This window comes from Streptomyces collinus (assembly GCF_031348265.1).
GTDB classification, from domain to species: Bacteria; Actinomycetota; Actinomycetes; order Streptomycetales; family Streptomycetaceae; genus Streptomyces; species Streptomyces collinus.
The window spans coordinates 1,831,996-1,848,786 of the sequence record NZ_CP133771.1; the positions used below are offsets into that span (position 1 = coordinate 1,831,996).

Annotated in this window: 15 protein-coding genes; 8 read left to right on the forward strand and 7 right to left on the reverse strand. The window is 72.6% G+C overall.

Going from position 1 to position 16,791, the window contains the following annotated elements:
• Positions 1-102: 102 nt before the first annotated feature.
• From RFN52_RS08205 to RFN52_RS08215, 3 genes are all read right to left on the reverse strand, one after another.
• Positions 103-2,370: a molybdopterin oxidoreductase family protein gene (locus tag RFN52_RS08205; protein WP_184844375.1), complete on the reverse strand. Its 2,268-nt coding sequence runs from the start codon at positions 2,368-2,370 to the stop codon at positions 103-105.
• A gap of 94 nt (positions 2,371-2,464) precedes the next feature.
• Positions 2,465-3,085: a TetR/AcrR family transcriptional regulator gene (locus RFN52_RS08210; RefSeq protein ID WP_184844378.1), complete on the reverse strand. Its 621-nt coding sequence runs from the start codon at positions 3,083-3,085 to the stop codon at positions 2,465-2,467.
• A complete protein-coding gene (locus RFN52_RS08215; protein WP_184844381.1) occupies positions 3,082-3,678 on the reverse strand; it encodes a hypothetical protein in 597 nt (198 codons plus the stop codon). Before RFN52_RS08215 ends, RFN52_RS08210 begins: the two co-directional genes overlap by 4 nt.
• A gap of 152 nt (positions 3,679-3,830) precedes the next feature.
• On the opposite strand from RFN52_RS08215, the gene hmgA reads away from it, so the two are divergent.
• From hmgA to RFN52_RS08230, 3 genes are all read left to right on the forward strand, one after another.
• The gene (gene hmgA / locus RFN52_RS08220; protein ID WP_184844384.1) at positions 3,831-5,177 is read left to right on the forward strand and encodes a homogentisate 1,2-dioxygenase; all 1,347 of its coding nucleotides are present in this window, start codon (positions 3,831-3,833) and stop codon (positions 5,175-5,177) included.
• Between the two features lie 136 nt (positions 5,178-5,313).
• The gene (locus RFN52_RS08225; RefSeq protein WP_184844387.1) at positions 5,314-6,063 is read left to right on the forward strand and encodes a GntR family transcriptional regulator; all 750 of its coding nucleotides are present in this window, start codon (positions 5,314-5,316) and stop codon (positions 6,061-6,063) included.
• A gap of 26 nt (positions 6,064-6,089) precedes the next feature.
• Positions 6,090-7,247 (forward strand): type ISP restriction/modification enzyme, encoded by a 1,158-nt coding sequence (locus RFN52_RS08230; protein WP_184844390.1) that lies wholly within the window; start codon positions 6,090-6,092, stop codon positions 7,245-7,247.
• Here RFN52_RS08230 and RFN52_RS08235 read toward each other — a convergent pair.
• On the reverse strand, positions 7,244-7,960 hold the full coding sequence (locus RFN52_RS08235) for a TetR/AcrR family transcriptional regulator (RefSeq protein ID WP_184844393.1): 717 nt from the start codon (positions 7,958-7,960) through the stop codon (positions 7,244-7,246). The two genes, RFN52_RS08230 and RFN52_RS08235, sit on opposite strands and share 4 nt — an antisense overlap.
• 63 nt (positions 7,961-8,023) lie before the next feature.
• Between RFN52_RS08235 and RFN52_RS08240 the strand changes: the two genes are divergently transcribed.
• Both RFN52_RS08240 and RFN52_RS08245 read left to right on the forward strand, forming a co-directional pair.
• Positions 8,024-8,989 carry an ATP-binding cassette domain-containing protein gene (locus RFN52_RS08240; RefSeq protein ID WP_184844396.1) on the forward strand — a complete coding sequence of 322 codons (966 nt, stop codon included), beginning with the start codon at positions 8,024-8,026 and terminating at the stop codon, positions 8,987-8,989.
• Positions 8,986-9,768: an ABC transporter permease gene (locus tag RFN52_RS08245; protein ID WP_184844399.1), complete on the forward strand. Its 783-nt coding sequence runs from the start codon at positions 8,986-8,988 to the stop codon at positions 9,766-9,768. Before RFN52_RS08240 ends, RFN52_RS08245 begins: the two co-directional genes overlap by 4 nt.
• A gap of 178 nt (positions 9,769-9,946) precedes the next feature.
• On the opposite strand, the gene RFN52_RS08250 is transcribed toward RFN52_RS08245, so the two are convergent.
• The 3 genes from RFN52_RS08250 to RFN52_RS08260 form a co-directional block, all read right to left on the reverse strand.
• Positions 9,947-10,213, reverse strand: coding sequence for a hypothetical protein (locus tag RFN52_RS08250; protein ID WP_184844402.1), 267 nt, complete (start codon positions 10,211-10,213; stop codon positions 9,947-9,949).
• Between the two features lie 126 nt (positions 10,214-10,339).
• A complete protein-coding gene (locus tag RFN52_RS08255) occupies positions 10,340-11,158 on the reverse strand; it encodes an anti-sigma factor (RefSeq protein ID WP_184844405.1) in 819 nt (272 codons plus the stop codon).
• Complete coding sequence (locus tag RFN52_RS08260) at positions 11,155-11,697, reverse strand: sigma-70 family RNA polymerase sigma factor (protein WP_033312815.1); 543 nt, start codon at positions 11,695-11,697, stop codon at positions 11,155-11,157. The genes RFN52_RS08255 and RFN52_RS08260 overlap by 4 nt, the downstream gene beginning before the upstream one ends.
• A 227-nt stretch (positions 11,698-11,924) precedes the next feature.
• Here RFN52_RS08260 and RFN52_RS08265 point away from each other — a divergent pair, with 227 nt between their 5' ends.
• The 3 genes from RFN52_RS08265 (at position 11,925) to RFN52_RS08275 (ending at position 16,773) form a co-directional block, all read left to right on the forward strand.
• Positions 11,925-13,457 (forward strand): DUF4331 domain-containing protein, encoded by a 1,533-nt coding sequence (locus tag RFN52_RS08265; RefSeq protein WP_184844409.1) that lies wholly within the window; start codon positions 11,925-11,927, stop codon positions 13,455-13,457.
• Positions 13,458-13,558: 101 nt separating this feature from the next.
• Positions 13,559-15,190, forward strand: coding sequence for a tetratricopeptide repeat protein (locus RFN52_RS08270; RefSeq protein WP_184844412.1), 1,632 nt, complete (start codon positions 13,559-13,561; stop codon positions 15,188-15,190).
• Positions 15,187-16,773 carry a HoxN/HupN/NixA family nickel/cobalt transporter gene (locus tag RFN52_RS08275; RefSeq protein ID WP_184844415.1) on the forward strand — a complete coding sequence of 529 codons (1,587 nt, stop codon included), beginning with the start codon at positions 15,187-15,189 and terminating at the stop codon, positions 16,771-16,773. The genes RFN52_RS08270 and RFN52_RS08275 overlap by 4 nt, the downstream gene beginning before the upstream one ends.
• The last annotated feature ends 18 nt before the right edge of the window (positions 16,774-16,791 follow it).

A 16,791-nucleotide genomic window follows, 5' to 3' on the forward strand; every position in this document is an offset into this window, starting at 1 on the left:
CACCAGGGCCGGCGGTGTCCGAGACGTTAGGTGCGTTCAAGCGGCGTTAACAAGACGTTGACGTGCGAGCAATAAGCGCAAAACTGCTGGTCACAGCTTTGCTCAGGTCAGAGCGGTGAGCTTTTCGGTCACGGCGGACGCTTCCGGACCCGTCTCGGGTGTCACCTCGACCGGGACTCCGTTGAGGACCGCGTTGCCCGACAGCGGGTCGAGCAGACGGCCGTCGAGCAGCTGGTTGACGTTGACGCCGGGGTCCGTGGAGGCGTGGCTGAGGCGGGTGCCGGGGCGGTTGTGGCCCCATCCGTGCGGCAGGCTCACCACGCCCCGGCGGATCGCGTCGGTGACCTCGGCGGGTGCGGTGACCTCTCCCCCGGCGCCCTTGACGCGCACGGCGGCCCCGTCCTCGACGCCCAGCCGTTCGGCGTCCTCGGGGTGGATGTGCAGGGTGCAGCGGTTGGAGCCGCCGGTGAGGGCGGGCACGTTGTGCATCCAGCTGTTGTTCGAGCGCAGATGGCGGCGACCGACCAGGACGAGCCCCTCGGGGCGTTCGGCCAGGGCCGCGCGCAGGCGGGGCAGGTCGTCGGCGATCGGGCCGGGCAGCAGCTCCACCCGGCCGCTGCGGGTCTTCAGGGGCTGCGGCAGGCGGGGCTCCAGCGGCCCGAGGTCGATGCCGTGGGGGTGTGCGAGCAGCTTGTCCAGGCTGAGGCCATCGGGTCGTACGCCGAAGCCGTCGCCGTAGGGGCCGAGGCGCAGCATCATGTCGAGCCGTCGCTCGGGGCCGGTGTCGCCGCCGAGCCGGGCGGCGAGCTCGCGCGGATCACCGCCGTGGACCGGCGAGTGCGGCTCGGTGACCGCCTTGCCGAGGGTCTGGTCGATGACCATCTGGTCCACGGCTGCCGGGTCCGCCCCGTGCATGCCCGTGACCGCCAGGATCAGCCGCGCCAGGATCTCCGTCTCCGCCATGCGGCCCGGCTCCAGCGGAACGGCCGGGCGGGTGTAGCGGACCTGGTTGCGGACGGCGAGGGTGTTGAAGGCGAAGTCGTGGTGCGGGCTCTGGGAGGGCGGGGGCGGGGGCAGGACCACGTCGGCGTGGCGCGAGGTCTCGTTGAGGTACGGGTCGACGCTGACCATGAAGTCGAGCGAGTCGAGCGCCTTGTCGAGCCGGTCGCCGTCGGGCGCGGACAGCACGGGGTTGGCGGCGACGGCGATCAGCGCGCGCACCGGCTCGCCCTCCTCGGTGGCGGTGTCGATCTCCTCGGCGAGGGCGGAGAGGGGCAGTTCGCCCTTCGCCTCGGGGTGCCGGCTCACACGGGACTGCCAGCGCCCGAGGGCGAAGCCCCGGCCCGGTCCGGCGGGTCGCGGGGTCTTGTCGGTGGCGGCCTGCGGGAAGAGCGCGCCGCCGGGCCGGTCGAGGTTGCCGGTGAGGATGTTGAGGACGTCGACGAGCCAGCTGGCCAGGGTGCCGTGCGGGACGGTGCAGCTGCCGATACGGCCGTAGACGGCGGCGGCCGGGGCGGCGGCCAGGTCGCGGGCGAGGGCCCGGATCGCGTCCGCCTCGACGTCACAGGCCTCCGCGACGGCTTCGGGGGTGAACTCCCGGATGGCGTCGGCCAGTTCCTCGACGCCCTGGACGTGCGGGGCCGGCTCGACGAGCCCCTCCTCGAAGAGCACCTGCGCCATCGCGGCCAGCAGCAGCGCGTCGGTGCCGGGCCGGACGGCGATGTGCCGGTCGGCGAGCTTCGCGGTGCGGGTGCGCCGCGGGTCGATCACGACGAGGGTGCCGCCCCGGGCCTTGAGCGCCTTCAGCTTGCCCGGGAAGTCGGGGGCGGTGCACAGACTGCCGTTGGACTCCAGCGGGTTGGCGCCGATCAGGAGGAGATGACCGGTGCGGTCGAGGTCGGGCACGGGGATGGCGTTGGCGTCGCCGAAGAGCAGGCCGCTGGAGACGTGCTTGGGCATCTGGTCGACCGTGGACGCGGTGAAGACGCTGCGGGTGCCGAGCCCGGCGAGCAGGACGGGCGGGTAGAGGGCACCGGCCATGGTGTGCACGTTGGGGTTGCCGAGGACGACTCCGACGGAGTTGGGGCCGTGGCGCTCCACGACGGGCCGGATGCCGGCGGCGACCGCGTCGAAGGCCTCCTCCCAGGTGGCCTCGCGCAGCTCGCCGTCCCGCCGTACGAGCGGCGTGCGCAGCCGGTCGGGGTCGGAGTCGACCGCTCCGAAGGAGGCGCCCTTGGGGCAGATGAATCCCTGGCTGAAGACGTCGTCCCGGTCGCCTCGGGCGTGGGTGACGCGCGTCCCCTCGATGGTGAGGGTCAGGCCACAGGTGGCCTCGCACAGGGGACAGATACGCAGGGCGGTGCGGGACACGGGTCCTCCCGGGGGCGGCGGCTACGGTGACGCGCTGACGCGCCCGAGCATACCGACCGGTATGCATCTCGGGGAGGGCCTGGCGGGACGGAGGTCAGTCGAGGGCGCGGGCCAGATAGGCGCGCAGCATCTCCCTGGCCTCCTCGATGATCCGCTCGTCCCCCTCCGGTGCGACCCGGAACGCCAGGTGCACGAGGGTGTCGGCGGTCTCGACGGCGACGAGGAAGACCCGGCGCAGATCCTCGTCCGGTTCTCGGTCGAGGTAGCCGGAGAGGAGTTCGGTGAGCCGGTCGGCGACGCGGTGGTTGGGTTCGCCGTGGCGGGCACCGACCGGGATCTGGTTGCCGAAGTCGACGAGCGAGAAGCCGGGCGCGGTGCGCTTCATCTCCAGGTACTCGTCGAGCACGGCGTCCATGGCCGTGCGCCAGCCCCCGTCCTCGCCGGCCTGCCGCAGGCGCCGGGTGACGCGCTCGGAGTACCGTTCCAGGTTGCGCTGCGCCAGCGCGTCGGCCATCTGGCGCTTGTTGCCGAAGAAGCGGTAGACGGAGCCGATCGGGACCGAGGCCCGTTGGGCGACGGCACGGGTGCTCAGGGCGTCGTAACCGACCTCGTCGAGGAGGTCGGCGCAGGCGTCGAGGATCCTGGTCAGGCGTTCGGCACTGCGCCGCTGCACGGGCGCACGACGGAGCGATGTCGCGTGGGGCACGGGCTTCATGATGCCCCTTGGGCGCGGCCTGGTGAACCTCGCCCCCCGACGTCCGCGCCCTGTGTGCGGGCCTTGCGCCGGGAGGACGCGTCCGGTGTCATCCCCGGCCCCGGCTCCGACGCGGTGATGTCGGCCGTGCTCTCCACGGGCTTGCCGTCCACGGCCCACACGGTGCCGTCGTCGGCGTAGAGACGGGCCGTGACACGGTGCGTGCCGCGCGGGACGAGGCGGGCGTCGAGCCGGTGGGCGGGGGCGCGGAGACGGGCGACGGGACGGCCGTCGACGTAGAGGCGCGCGAGTCCCCGCCCGGCCACCGCGCGGGCTGCCGCGCCGGCCGGCGAGAAGCGGAAGTTGCGCACGGTCAGGCGTACGCCCCAGCCGCCGGCCGTGTCGGGCTGCACCTCGATGCCGACGCCGGGGGCACCCTCCTGTCCGACCTCACGCAAGGGCCGCCCCTCCTGGTCCCGGTCCTCCAGGATCTTGCCCACCGGGGTGGGCGACGCACTGCCCTCCCGGGCGTCATCGGTGCCACAACCCGCGGATCCGGCCAGAAGGAGGACACAGACCGCGAGCGCGGCCAGAGGTTTCCGTGTCCACGACATGTCCGTGAGCGTAGAACACACGTCCGGTCCGGCGGATCATTCTCAAGTCGGGTTCAGGTCATCCGTCGAGAGGAGGGGCGTGCCCCTCTTGCGTTGGGGAAATCGCAATCCTACGGTACTCCATAGGAATCGAATGCAAGGGAGCACCGATCATGGGCGATGGGGGTACCTCTCGCGCGAGCGGGAGCGAGCGCGAGGGAGCGCGGAAGACCGCCGAAGGGCTGGCCTACCTCTCCGGCTTCGGCAACGAGCACAGCTCGGAAGCCGTCCCGGGCGCACTGCCGGAGGGCCGCAACTCGCCCCAGCGTGCCCCGCTCGGGCTGTACGCGGAGCAGCTGAGCGGTTCGGCGTTCACCGAGCCGCGGGCGCACAACCGCCGTTCGTGGCTGTACCGGATCCGCCCGTCGGCCGCGCACCCGGCGTTCACCCGGGCCCAGAACGGATCGGTCCGCACCGCCCCCTTCAACCAGACGGTGCCCGACCCCAACCGCCTGCGCTGGAATCCGCTGCCCGACCCGGCGCCCGAGACGGACTTCCTGGCAGGCCTGTGGACCCTGGGCGGCAACGGCGACGCCACCCAGCGCACCGGTATCGCCGTCCACCTCTACGCGGCCAACGCCTCGATGGACCGGGTGTTCAGCGACGCCGACGGCGAGCTGCTGATCGTCCCGGAGCGCGGCGGGCTGCTGCTGCGCACGGAGTTCGGTCTGCTGCATGTGGAGCCGGGACATGTGGCGCTGATTCCGCGTGGAGTCCGCTTCCGTGTGGAGCTGCTGGATGATTCCGCCCGCGGCTATGTGTGCGAGAACTACGGCGCGCCCTTCCGCCTGCCCGACCTGGGCCCGATCGGCGCCAACGGGCTCGCCAACGCGCGGGATTTCCGCGCCCCGGTCGCCGCGTACGAGGACGTCGAGGGACCGGTGGAGGTGGTGAACAAGTTCTGCGGCAACCTGTGGACGGCCACCTACGACCACTCCCCCCTCGACGTGGTGGCCTGGCACGGCAACCATGTGCCGTACGTCTACGACCTGCGCCGCTTCAATGTGCTCGGCACCATCACCTACGACCACCCGGACCCGTCGATCTTCACGGTGCTGACCTCCCCGTCGGACACCCCGGGCCTGGCGGGTGTCGACTTCGTGGTGTTCGCGCCGCGCTGGCTGGTCGGCGAGGACACGTTCCGGCCGCCGTACTTCCACCGGAACGTGATGAGCGAGTACATGGGCCTGATCGAGGGCGCGTACGACGCGAAGGCCGAGGGCTTCGTGCCGGGTGGCGGCTCGCTGCACAACATGATGTCGGCGCACGGCCCGGACCGGGAGACGTTCGACCGGGCGAGCGCCGCCGAGCTGAAGCCGCAGAAGATCGATGACGGCCTGGCCTTCATGTTCGAGACGCGCTGGCCGCTCACCCTGACCCCGCACGCGGCCCGCGCGGAACACCTCCAGCAGCGCTACGACGACGTCTGGCAGGGCCTGGAGCGGCACTTCCGCCCCTAGGGGGCTTTCTGACGGAACTCCGCGGCGTCGCGACGCCCGGCACGCACTCTCGCCGCACCGAACGCCGCTTCTTCTTCCACGGAGATCCGTCAGAAGCCCCCTTGCACTGATCATTTCCTACCGGTACGGATGGCCCGTGACCTCCTTCGCCCCGGACTCCATCGTCCTGAACCGCAAGCTGCCGCTCTGGTACCAGGTGTCGCAGTCGCTGCGCGCCTCGATCCTCGGCCGCTCGCCCCAGGACCCGCTGCGGCTGCCCACCGAGGAGCAGCTGGCCGGGCACTACGGCGTGAGCGTGCTGACGATGCGGCAGGCGCTGAAGGAGCTGGAGGACGAGGGTCTGATCTCGCGCCACCGCCGGCGCGGCACGTTCATCGAGCCGCACGCGCGCCGGGGTTCCCCGGTGCGCCTGCTCGGCTCGGTGGACGCGATCGTGGCCCAGCAGTCCGGCATGACGACCGAACTGCTGGATCACGGCAGCGCGCCCGTGCCGGGCGAACTCGCCGAGTTCTTCCCGGACGTGCGGGAGGTCTCGACGTACCACCGGCTGCGGAGCGACGAGAAGACCGGTGAGCCGACGAACCACGCCCGCAACTACGTGCGGCCCGAACTGGCCGCGCGGATCGACCTGGACGACCTCGTCCGGTGGCCCATGACCAAGGTGCTGCGGGACGCGGTGGGGGCGGACATCAGCCGCATCACGGACACGGTGGAGGCGCGGCTGGCCGACCCGGAGACCTCGAAGCTGCTCCAAGTGCCCTTGCTGAGCCCGATCCTGCACTACACGGGCGTGACGTACGACGCCGAGGGACAGCCTCTGGATGTGGCCGTCATTCACTACCGCGGGGACCGGTTCTCCTTCACGGTGACCCTGGACGCCACCTGACCCGCGTGTCGGCGGCAGGTCGTACGATGCCCAGCGTGACGCACGACGACGCTCCGCCGCTGGCGGACCTCATGCCGTGGTCCGTCGCACCGCCGCGGCTCGGCCGGGGCTGGCCGGCGGCGCCCGACGCGGCGTCCCTGAAGGCCCGCTGGGACGCTCTGGTGAAGGCCGAGGGTCCCGACCGCGAGACCCTGTTCGAGCCGACCCGCTCGCGCACGCTGCGCTCGGCGGTCGGCCGGCTGCCCGGCCGGACCGGCAGCGGCGGCACGGAGAAGCTGGTGCGCGCCTCGGGGCCCTGCCCGGAGCCGGTGCGCGTCCTGCTCGCGCCCTACGACGAGCAGTGGCTGATCCCCGACCAGCGGCTGATCGACGCGGCCCGCCCGGAGCTGTGGCGGGTGGCGGACGAACGGCAGGTCTTCGTGGTGGAGACGCCCGAGGCCACCCCTCCCCTGCTCGTCACCTCGCTGCTCCCGCTGCACCGCCCCGGCCGGATCCGCCCTCTGTTCCGCCGCCCGGGGGGCCGCGAGCCGAACCTGGCTCCGGGCCTGCTGGAGCATCTCGGCACCCGCCTGGGCAGCGCCCCGCCGCCGCTGGACGTCCTGGCCTGGATCACGGCCACGGCCCGACCGGACCTCACCGTCCCGCTCACCGGGGACGCCGACGAGTGGGAACGCGGCCTTGAGCTGGGCCACCGGTTGCTGTGGCTGATGCGCCGCGACGGCGAACGCCCGAAGCTTCCCGGCGGCCGCCGCCCCTACGTCCGCGCCCCGCTGCCCTCCCGGCCCGTGACGCTGCGCTACGACCGGGACGAGGAAGCCCTGTTCCTGGACGAGGGCCGCATCTCGCCCGTGCCGCCGGAGGCCTGGGACTTCGAGGTGGGCGGAGTCCGTGTCCTCCAGCAGTGGTTCGAGACCCGTGTCGCCGTCCCCGAGCCGGGCACGCTGGCCGCGATCCGTCCCGCCACCTGGCCCCAGACCTGGACGTCGGAGCTGCTGGAGCTGATCACCGTCCTCGCGCTCCTGGCCGAGCTGCGCCCCCTGGAGGAGCCGGAACTCCCCGACCCGGTCACGGCGACGGACCTGCGTGAGGCCGGCGTCCTCCCGGTGCCGAACGCGGCCCGCCGGCCGGCCACCGTGCTGGAGGGGCCCGAGGAGGGCCCGGAGGGGCAACTGGCGCTGCTCTAACGCAGCTCGGGGTCGAAGGCGTCCAGGACGCGTTCGAGTGCCCGTCTGAACACCGCCTCCAGATCGACCGGCCCGCTCTGCTCCGTGAAGGCCGCGGTCAGCCGCGGATACGCGCCGGTGGCGATCTGGCTGCCCAGGTAGGCCATGCGGACCGCGTTCTCCTCGTCCGCGGACCACGGCATGGAGCGGGTGCGTTCGGCGGTCGCGATGTCGTTCCCGGTGTACGTCGTCACGACGCCGTTGAGCAGCGCGACCAGCTCCGTCTTCGTGCCGGCCGGCACGTCGAGCGGTTCGAGGCAGGCCAGGCAGTGTTCCAGGTAGCGCAGGGTGTTGGGGCTGAAGCCGAACACCCCCGGCATCAGGCGCGGCACCCAGGTGTGGCGGTGCATGATGGCGCGCGTCTCCTCCGCGTTGCGGAGCATGTCGGCGCGCCAGTCGCCCGTGGGCTCGAACATCTCGTGCTCGGCACCGATGGCGTCGATCATCAGCTCGTACAGGTCCTCCTTGCGGGGGACGTAGTTGTACAGCGACATCGTCCCGCAGCCCAGCTCCGCGGCGACATTCCGCATGGTGACCCCGTCGAGCCCCTGCGCATCGGCGATCCGCACCGCCGCCGCCGCGATGTCGGCGCGCGTGAACGCCGGTTTCGGCCCACGTCCGGTGCGCTCGGGGCGCGCCCAGATCACTTCGGGTACGGCCGCTCGGCCCGCCATCGGTCATCACCTCGGCCACCATCCTAGTTACGTACAGCGTACGTAGTGCGCTATGGTCATGCCATGACTTCTACGTACGCTGTACTTAGTGAAGGTCTGGAGAAGCGGTTCGGGGAGGTCCGTGCCCTGCGGGGGCTGGACCTGGCGGTCGCCGAGGGGACGGTCTGCGGGGTCCTCGGGCCGAACGGGGCGGGGAAGACGACGGCCGTACGGCTGTTGACCACGCTGCTGCGGCCGGACGCGGGCTCCGCCCGCGTCGCGGGGCACGACCTCGTCCGCGAGGCCGCCGCCGTACGCCGCCGGATCGCCGTCACCGGGCAGGACACCTCGATCGACGGTGACCTCACCGGACGCCAGAACCTCCAGCTGTTCGGCCGGCTGCACCGGGTGCGCGGTCCGGCCGGCCGGACCGCGGAACTCCTCGACCGCTTCGGCCTGACCGAGGCCGCCGACCGCCCCGCGTCCACCTACTCCGGCGGCATGCGCCGCCGCCTGGACCTCGCGGCGAGCCTGGTCCGCCGCCCCGACGTGCTGTTCCTGGACGAGCCGACGACCGGCCTCGACCCGGTCAGCCGCACCCTCATCCGGGACGTGGTGCGCGGCCTGACCACCGAGGGCACGACCGTGCTGCTCACCACGCAGTACCTGGAGGAGGCCGACCAACTGGCCGACGACATCGCCCTGGTGGACCGGGGCCGGGTCACGCACACCGGGTCTCCGGAGCAGCTCAAGTCGCTGGTCGGGGCGCACGCCGAGGTCGTCGTGCCGGACGCGGACGTCCTCGCGAAGGCCGCGGGCGTGCTCGACCGGCTGACAGGCGCACAGCCCTCGTTCGACCACGAGCGCAACGCCGTGGGCGCGGTCAGCAAGGACCCGACCCTGACGATCCCGCTGCTGGTGCGCGCCCTGGACACGGCGGGGGTGCCGCTGCTCGACGTGAGCCTGCGCCCGCCGACCCTCGACGACGTGTTCCTGCGCCTGACGGAGACCACGACCGGGACCACCGACGAGAAGGAGCGTGTCGCATGAGCGTGCTGGCGTACGACGGGAGCGCGATGCTGGGCCGCCAGCTGCTGCGGATGCGGAACAACCCGGGGCTGCTGATCCTCACCCAGACGATGCCGATCAGCATGCTGCTGTTCTTCGGCTATGTCTTCGGCAGCGCGCTGGCGGTGCCGGGCGAGGCGTACCGGTCCTTCCTCGTACCGGGCCTGCTGGTGGCGACCGCCTCGGGCGGGATCATGACCGGCATGTTCCAGGCGGCCCATGACACCCACCGGGGCGTGACGGACCGCTTCCGTACGCTGCCGATGAGCCGGGCGGCCGTGCCCCTGGGGCAGGCGGCGGCGGATGTGGTGGCCGCGGCCGCCGGGGCCGTGCCGTTCCTGCTGGTGGGCCTCGCCGTGGGCTGGCGAGTCGAGGGAAGCCCGCTCGAAGCGGTGGGGGCGTTCGCGCTGCTGATGCTGTTCCGCTTCGCGTGCACGTGGGCCGGGATCTACCTCGGCCTGCTCACCCGCAACGAGGAGGCGTCCGGCCAGTTGGGCGGTGCGACGTTCCTGCTGCCACTGCTGTCCAGCGCCTACATCCCGACGCGGGGACTGCCGGACTGGCTGCGGACGATCGCCGAGTGGAATCCGATCAGCGCGGTGGCGACGGCCCTGCGGGACCTGTTCGGCAACGCGCCGGTGCCCGACGGGGCGGCCTGGCCGGTGGCCCACCCCGTCGCGGGGTCGCTCCTGTGGTGCGCCGTACTGCTCGGGGTGTTCGTGCCGCTCGCCGTGCGTCAGTACGCGCACGGGGAGCGGTGAACGGGCGGCCGGAACCGCGGACGTCGCCCCCGGTCACTGCCGGGCGGGGATGTGGCACCGACAGGGGGCGTGCCGCGCTCGGGAACACACCTGGCGCCGCTGCGTGCCGCGGGGATGACGGACGACGGGTGTCGCAGCGCCGGCGCCGGGGGCGGTGTGACCGCCCGAGCGCGGTCCCCTACCTGCTGCCGAACAGCGTGCGGCGCAGCCGGCGCAGCGGCGCGAAGAGCGAGACGCGACGCACGCGCGCACCCCTGCCACTGCGGTCGTGCGGCTGACGCGCGGTCAGTTCCCGCATCAACGAGGTCGCCTCGACCGTCTCCCGCTGGGGGACGGCAGGGCCGCCCAGCACCGAGAGGTGGCGGTCGAGGCGCGAACTGGTCGCGCTGCTCCCGCAGGTGATCGCAGGGACCCTGGCCCTGCTGCGCACTGTTATCTGATCCATGTCACTCCCCACCCGTACGAGTCCACCCGGCCCGGGCAGGTTAACCCTATCGCCCCGTCCGGGCACGCGTGTATCTCGGTCACAGGATTCACCTTCCCCATAAGGGGGTTGACGATGTATCTCCGATTACTCTCCGAATCCAACAGATTTCAGGGCGAGTTGGACGATCGGCTGGGTAGTGGGCTGCGGCGATCCCCCGTCGGGCTCGACGGTCACGGCCAGTGACGTCGCGGAGGTGCCCAGACCCGTCGCGACCAGGGGCGTGTCGCGCTCGAAGAGCCCGAGGGAGCGCGGTTGCGCGCCCGGGCGCATGAGCCACAACTGGTGCACGCGGCCGCCCGACGGGGCTCCGTATCCGCCGAGGGTGACCACCGCACTCCCCTCCGTGGCGGAAGCGATCACTCCGATGGTGCGCCCCCGCCCGTCCCGGCCACTGCTCGCACGGGCGTCCGGAGCCGCCAGAACGTGGGCGATCTCACGTGACCGATCTTGCTCGGCGGTCAGCCGGTCCTGGGTCCGGTTCGCCTGCACGGCGAACAGCGAGGCGACGACGAGGGCCGCGGCGGCGGTGGCCGTCGCGAAGGGCACGAACAGCGGGATCCGGCGCCGTTGCCGCTGCCGCGGCGGCGGCTGGGCGCCCCACACGTGCGGCGGCAGCTGCGTCGCACGCGCCCGTGCCGGCTCGCGCCCCGCACCCTGCGGTGCCGGGTCCTGCGGAGTCGTCCGTACGGCGAGCATGACCCGGTCGCGCATCGCGGCCGGGGGCGGTGCGGTCGTGGACCAGGCCAGCCGGACGGCGTCCTCGGTCAGGGCGCGCACCTCGGCGGCGCAGCGGTCGCAGTCCCTCAGGTGCTTCTCGAAGCGGACCCGCTCCGGGGGCTCCAGGGCGTCCAGCGCGTAGGGCGCGGCGAGCGAGTGCAGGTCCTCGCGGCGGAAGAGGCTCATGCCACACCTCCCAGGCACTCGCGCATACGGGTCAGTCCGTCCCGCATCCGGGTCTTGACGGTGCCCAGCGGCAGGGAGAGCTGCTCGGCCACCTCACGGTACGTGTAGCCCTCGTAGTAGGCGAGGGTGACCGACTGGCGCTGCAGGACGGTGAGCCGGTCGAGGCAGCGGCGTACCCACTCGCGTTCGAGGCCGGCCTCGACCTCCTCGGTGACCTGGTCGAAGGCGGGCTGGTTCGCGCGGAGCGCCTCGCGCTGCTCGCGTTCCCCGGCCGCCCGGGCACTGCGGACCCGGTCGACGGCGCGACGGTGTGCGAGGGTGAGGATCCAGGACATCGCGCTGCCCCGGCCCGGGTCGAACTTCGCCGCGGACCGCCACAGTTCGAGCAGCACCTCCTGAGCCACCTCCTCCGACTGGGCGGGGTCGCGCACCACACGCCGTACGAGACCGAACACGGGACCGGACACCAGTCCGTACAGCTCCTCGAAGGCCTTCTGGTCCCCACCTGCCACGAGCAGCAGCAGCTCGTCCGCCTCCACTCGGTCCCCCTCTCCGAGGCCGCACCGGGCCTGTCCCCTCACACGAGGCATTCGCAACGCACACACCTCCGGACGGTGTTACGGATCAGCGCGCCGAAAACGCGGGTCGCCCGGCGATGAAACAACTTCCCCGACTCGCCGTAAGAACGTTTGAGATTCGACCAATCCGCTTCGCCGACCACTCCGAATGGCGTGTGTCAGGCAAGTTGGCACCGAGGACGGACGGCATGACACCTACCTTCAGGACCGGCGCGGGGCGCCGGAGCATCGCGACTGTGATCTGTGGTGCGCTGGCCACCGGCGGGCTCGCCGCCGCCGGTGTGACCGCGCTGGCACCTGAGGAGGCCTCCGCCTCCAGCCACCGCGAGGCCCCGCTGATCTCGGGAACCCCCCAGTACGACAACACCGACGTGTACGCGTTCGTCAGCCCGGACAAGCCGGACACGACGACCATCGTCGCGAACTGGATCCCCTTCGAGGAACCGGCCGGAGGGCCCAACTTCTTCACGTTCGCCGAGGACGCCCAGTACGACCTGCGCATCGACAGCAACGGCGACGCGAAGGAAGACCTGGTCTTCCGGTACACGTTCAAGACTCATACGAAGAACGACAAGACGTTCCTGTACAACACGGGCCCGGTCGAGAGCCTCGACGACCCCGACCTGAACATCACGCAGACGTACGACCTCGAACTGATCAAGCTGCGGAACCTGAAGGCCGTGTCGAAGACCAAGGTCGCCGACGACGTGCCGGTGGCGCCGTCGAACGTCGGCAAGGCGTCGATGCCGGACTACAACGCCCTGCGCAAGCAGGCGGTCCACAAGCTCGCCGGGGGCGCCCAGACGTTCGCCGGGCAGGCCGACGACCCGTTCTTCCTGGATCTGCGCGTCTTCGACCTGCTCTACGGCGGGAACCTCTCCGAGGTCGGCAACGACACTCTCAAGGGCTACAACGTCAACTCGATCGCCCTGCAGGTCCCCAACAGCTTCATCGCCGAGTCGCACGAGCAGCCGGTCGTCGGCATCTGGTCGACGACCCAGCGCAAGAACGCCAAGGGCTACTTCACGCAGGTCTCGCGCCTCGGCAACCCGCTGGTCAACGAGGTCGTCAACCCGCTGAAGGACAAGGACAAGTTCAACGCGTCCACGCCGCGGGACGACGGCGCGTTCCTGGAGAACGTCACCAACCCGGAGCTGCCCAAGCTCATCGAGGCGATCTACAAGATCCCGGCGCCGGACGAGCCGCGCAACGACCTGGTCGACGTCTTCCTCAAGGGCGTCAAGGACCTCAACCAGCCCCCGCACGTGACGCCTTCGGAGCAGCTGCGGCTCAACACCTCGATCAAGCCGGCCGCGAAGCCCAAGCGGCTGGGTGTCCTCGACGGTGACAACGCCGGCTTCCCCAACGGCCGTCGCCTCACCGACGACGTGATCGACGCCTCGCTCCAGGTCGTCGAGGGCGAGCTGGTGGGTGCGAAGAACGACCTCGGTGACGCGGTCGACAAGAACGACAAGAAGTTCGAGAAGTCCTTCCCGTACGTCGCCCTGCCGACGGAAGGGTCGCGCGGCCCGCTCGCCAAGGGCGTCGACGGCGGCAACGACGTGCGCAGCCAGCTGGGCGACGCGCTCCAGCCGGCCGGCGCCGAGGGTTCGGACGACACGCGCCTGATCGCCGCGTCCGCGGGGGCCGGGGCGGGCGGCATCGTCCTGATCGGCGCGGCCCTGATGTGGTGGCGCCGCATGCGGAACCGGGCGTACTGACCCGCTCCGCTCCCACCGACCGGCGCGGCCCGTTCCCCGTCCCCCACGGCGCGGGCCGCGTCGCCGATTCCCGCACCAGCACATCCGACCGAGGAGAGGTCATGCCTCCGCGTACGACCGACAGCACACCGGAGAGGCGCGACGACGACCGAGCGCCGTCGACGGGCCCGGAGCCCGAGACCGCCGGGGAGCGGGAGGGCGGTGCGGCTGCCGGGGCGGGGGCCGGTTCCGGCAAGGGCGGCGACGGCACATCCGGCGCCCGCCCTGCCGAGCCCGGCGCCGGAGACACCGCGCCCACCCCCTCCCCGGCCGGCGGGGACGGCGACGAAGCCGGCGAAGGCGGCGACGACACGGACCAGCGGGTCGCCGCGATGCGACGGGCCGCCGACGGAGGGCGGCGGTGGCGGGCCCTGCATCTGGCCGGGTGTGCCGTGCTGCTGGCGGTCGCGGTGACGGGCGGGGCCGTCGCGGTCGGCGGCGGGCAGGACGGCGGGACCGGCGTCGACGCCGTGTCGGCGGCCGGGGCGTTGTCGCCCGGCGATCTCGCCCGGGGAGACCTCGACGCGGGGATCGCCTCCCTGCAGAAGCATCTCCGCGCCCAGCCGAGGGACTTCGGCGGCTGGTCCACCCTCGGGGTGGCCTACGTCGAGCAGGCCCGCACGAAGGGCGACCCGTCCCGGTATCCGCAGGCCGAGCGCGCCCTGCGGCGCTCCCTCGACCTGGAACCCGGCAACGACCAGGCCCTGGCCGGGCAGGCCGCCCTCGCCGCGGCCCGGCACGACTTCCCCGGCGCCCTGAACCACGCCGACCGGGCCCTGAAGCAGAACCCGTACAACGAACGCGCCCTGTGCACCCGTATCGACGCGCTCGTGGAACTCGGCCGGTACGACGACGCCGCGAAGGCCGCCGACACCGCCGACGACAGGCGCCCCGGCGTCCCCGTCTTCACGCGGTACGCGTACGTGCACGAGCTGCGCGGCGACGTCCGTACGGCGCGGTCCGTGCTGGAGCGCGCCCTGGGCTCCGCGAGCGCCCCGGCCGACGTCGCGTACGTCGCCACCTCGCTGGGGCAACTCGCCTGGAACCAGGGCGAGTACAAGACGGCCCTCGGCCACTACGCCCGTGCCCTGGCCGCCGACGACGCGTACCTGCCCGCGCTGGAGGGCCGCGCCCGCACCCAGGCCGCGAGCGGTGACCGGGCCGCTGCCGTGGCCGGTCTCGAACAGGTCGTCGCCCAGTTCCCGCTGCCCGGCCCGCTCGTCGCCCTCGGCGAGCTGTACGAGGACCGGGGCGCCGACGGCGACCGGGCCAAAGCCGGCGACCAGTACGCCCTCGTCGACGCCTGGACGGCCCTCGCCCGCGCCGGTGGCGCCAACACCGACCTGGAGACGGCTCTGGCCGCCGCCGACCACGGCGACAAGAAGGAAGCCCTGCGCTCCGCCCGCGCCGAGTGGGACCGCCGCCACAGCGTGCACACCGCCGACGCCCTCGCCTGGGCCCTGCACGTCAACGGCCGCGACGAGGAGGCCCTGCCGTACGCCCGCCGGGCGACGGCGACCGGCTACCGCAACGCCGTCTTCCTCTATCACCGCGGTGTCATCGAGCGCGCCACCGGCGACGAGCGCGGGGCCCGCACGCACCTGAAGGCCGCACTGGACCTGAACCCCGGCTTCTCGCCCCTCGGCGCGCGCGAGGCCCGTACCGCACTCAAGGACCTGGAGGGGAACCGGTGACCCTGCGCCGGCTGTTCGCGTCCGGCGCCGCCGTCCTGACGGCCGCCTGCGCGCTCACCCTGCTGCCCGCCGCCACGGCGAGCGCCCACCCGCTGGGCAACTTCACCGTCAACCGCTACGACGGCCTGGTCGCCGCCCCCGGCGAGCTGCGGGTCCATCACGTCGAGGACCTCGCCGAGATTCCCGCGACCCAGGCGGCGCCGGACATCAAGCGGCTGGGCATCGCCATGTGGGCTCGCGAGCGGTGCGCCACGGCCGCCGAGGACAGCCGCGCGACCGTCGACGGGCGCGAGGTCGCCCTCTCCGCCGAGCGCAGCAAGGCGCGTGTGCGGCCCGGGCAGGCGGGGCTCGACACCCTGCGGGTGGAGTGCGAGCTGACCGCTGCTCTGCCGGCGGGCGAGAAGACCGTGTCCCTCGGCTTCCGTGGTGCGGGGGCTTCCGGCGGCCCGGGCTGGCGGGAGATCACGGCACGGGGCGACCGTATGACGCTCGCCGCCTCGGACGTGCCGGAGAAGTCGATATCGGCCGAGCTGACCCGCTACCCGGAGGAGTTGCTGTCCTCCCCGGCCGACACCGCGTCGGCCGCCCTCCGGGTGCGCCCCGGCGGCTCGGCCCTGGCCGAGGAGGAGTCGGACGCCCCCGCGGCCTCGGTGCTCCCGCGCGGCGCGGACCGCTGGACGCGTGCCCTGGACGACCTGGTGGCCCGGCAGGACCTCAGCGCCGGCTTCGCCGCGCTGGCCCTCCTCATCGCCGTCGTCCTGGGTGCGATGCACGCGCTCGCGCCGGGCCACGGCAAGACCATCATGGCCGCCACGGCGGCGGCCCGGGGCGGGCAGGCCCGGATGAAGGACGTCCTGCCCATGGCCGCCTCGGTGACCGTCACCCACACCCTGGGTGTGGTCGCCCTGGGCCTCCTGGTCACGGCCGGCTCGGCGGCGGCGCCGTCGGTGATCGCCTGGCTCGGTGTCGCCAGCGGCATCCTGGTGACCCTGGCGGGCGCGAGCCTGCTCCGCCGCGCCCTGCGCAACCGGGCGCACACCCACCAGCCGCACGGTCATCATCACGGCCACCAACACGGCCACGGAAGCCACACCCACGACCACGACGGCCACACGCACGACCACGACCACAAGCACGACCACGACCACGACCACCCGCACGATCACAGCCACCCCCACTCCCACCCCCACACGATCGAGCACACCCACGGCGGTTTCACCCACAGCCACCCCGTCGCGCCCACCCTGCGCGGCACGATCCTCATGGGCTTCGCGGGCGGGCTCGTGCCCAGCCCGTCCGCCGTGGTGGTGCTGGTCGGCGCCGCGGCCCTCGGGCAGGCCTGGTTCGGGCTGCTGCTCGTCGTCGCCTACGGCGTCGGACTGGCGCTCACCCTCACGGCCGCCGGATACGCCGTCGTGAAGGCGGGCAGCGGCATGACCCGGCTCCTGGACCGGCGCCCCCGCTGGACGGTGGGCCCGATGGCGGCCCTGGTGCGCCGGACCGCTCCGCTCGGCTCGGCCTTCGCCGTGGTGGTTCTCGGTGCCGGACTGGTGTTCAAGGGGGCGGCATCCGCACTCGGCTGAGTTACGTTCGTGAGGCGT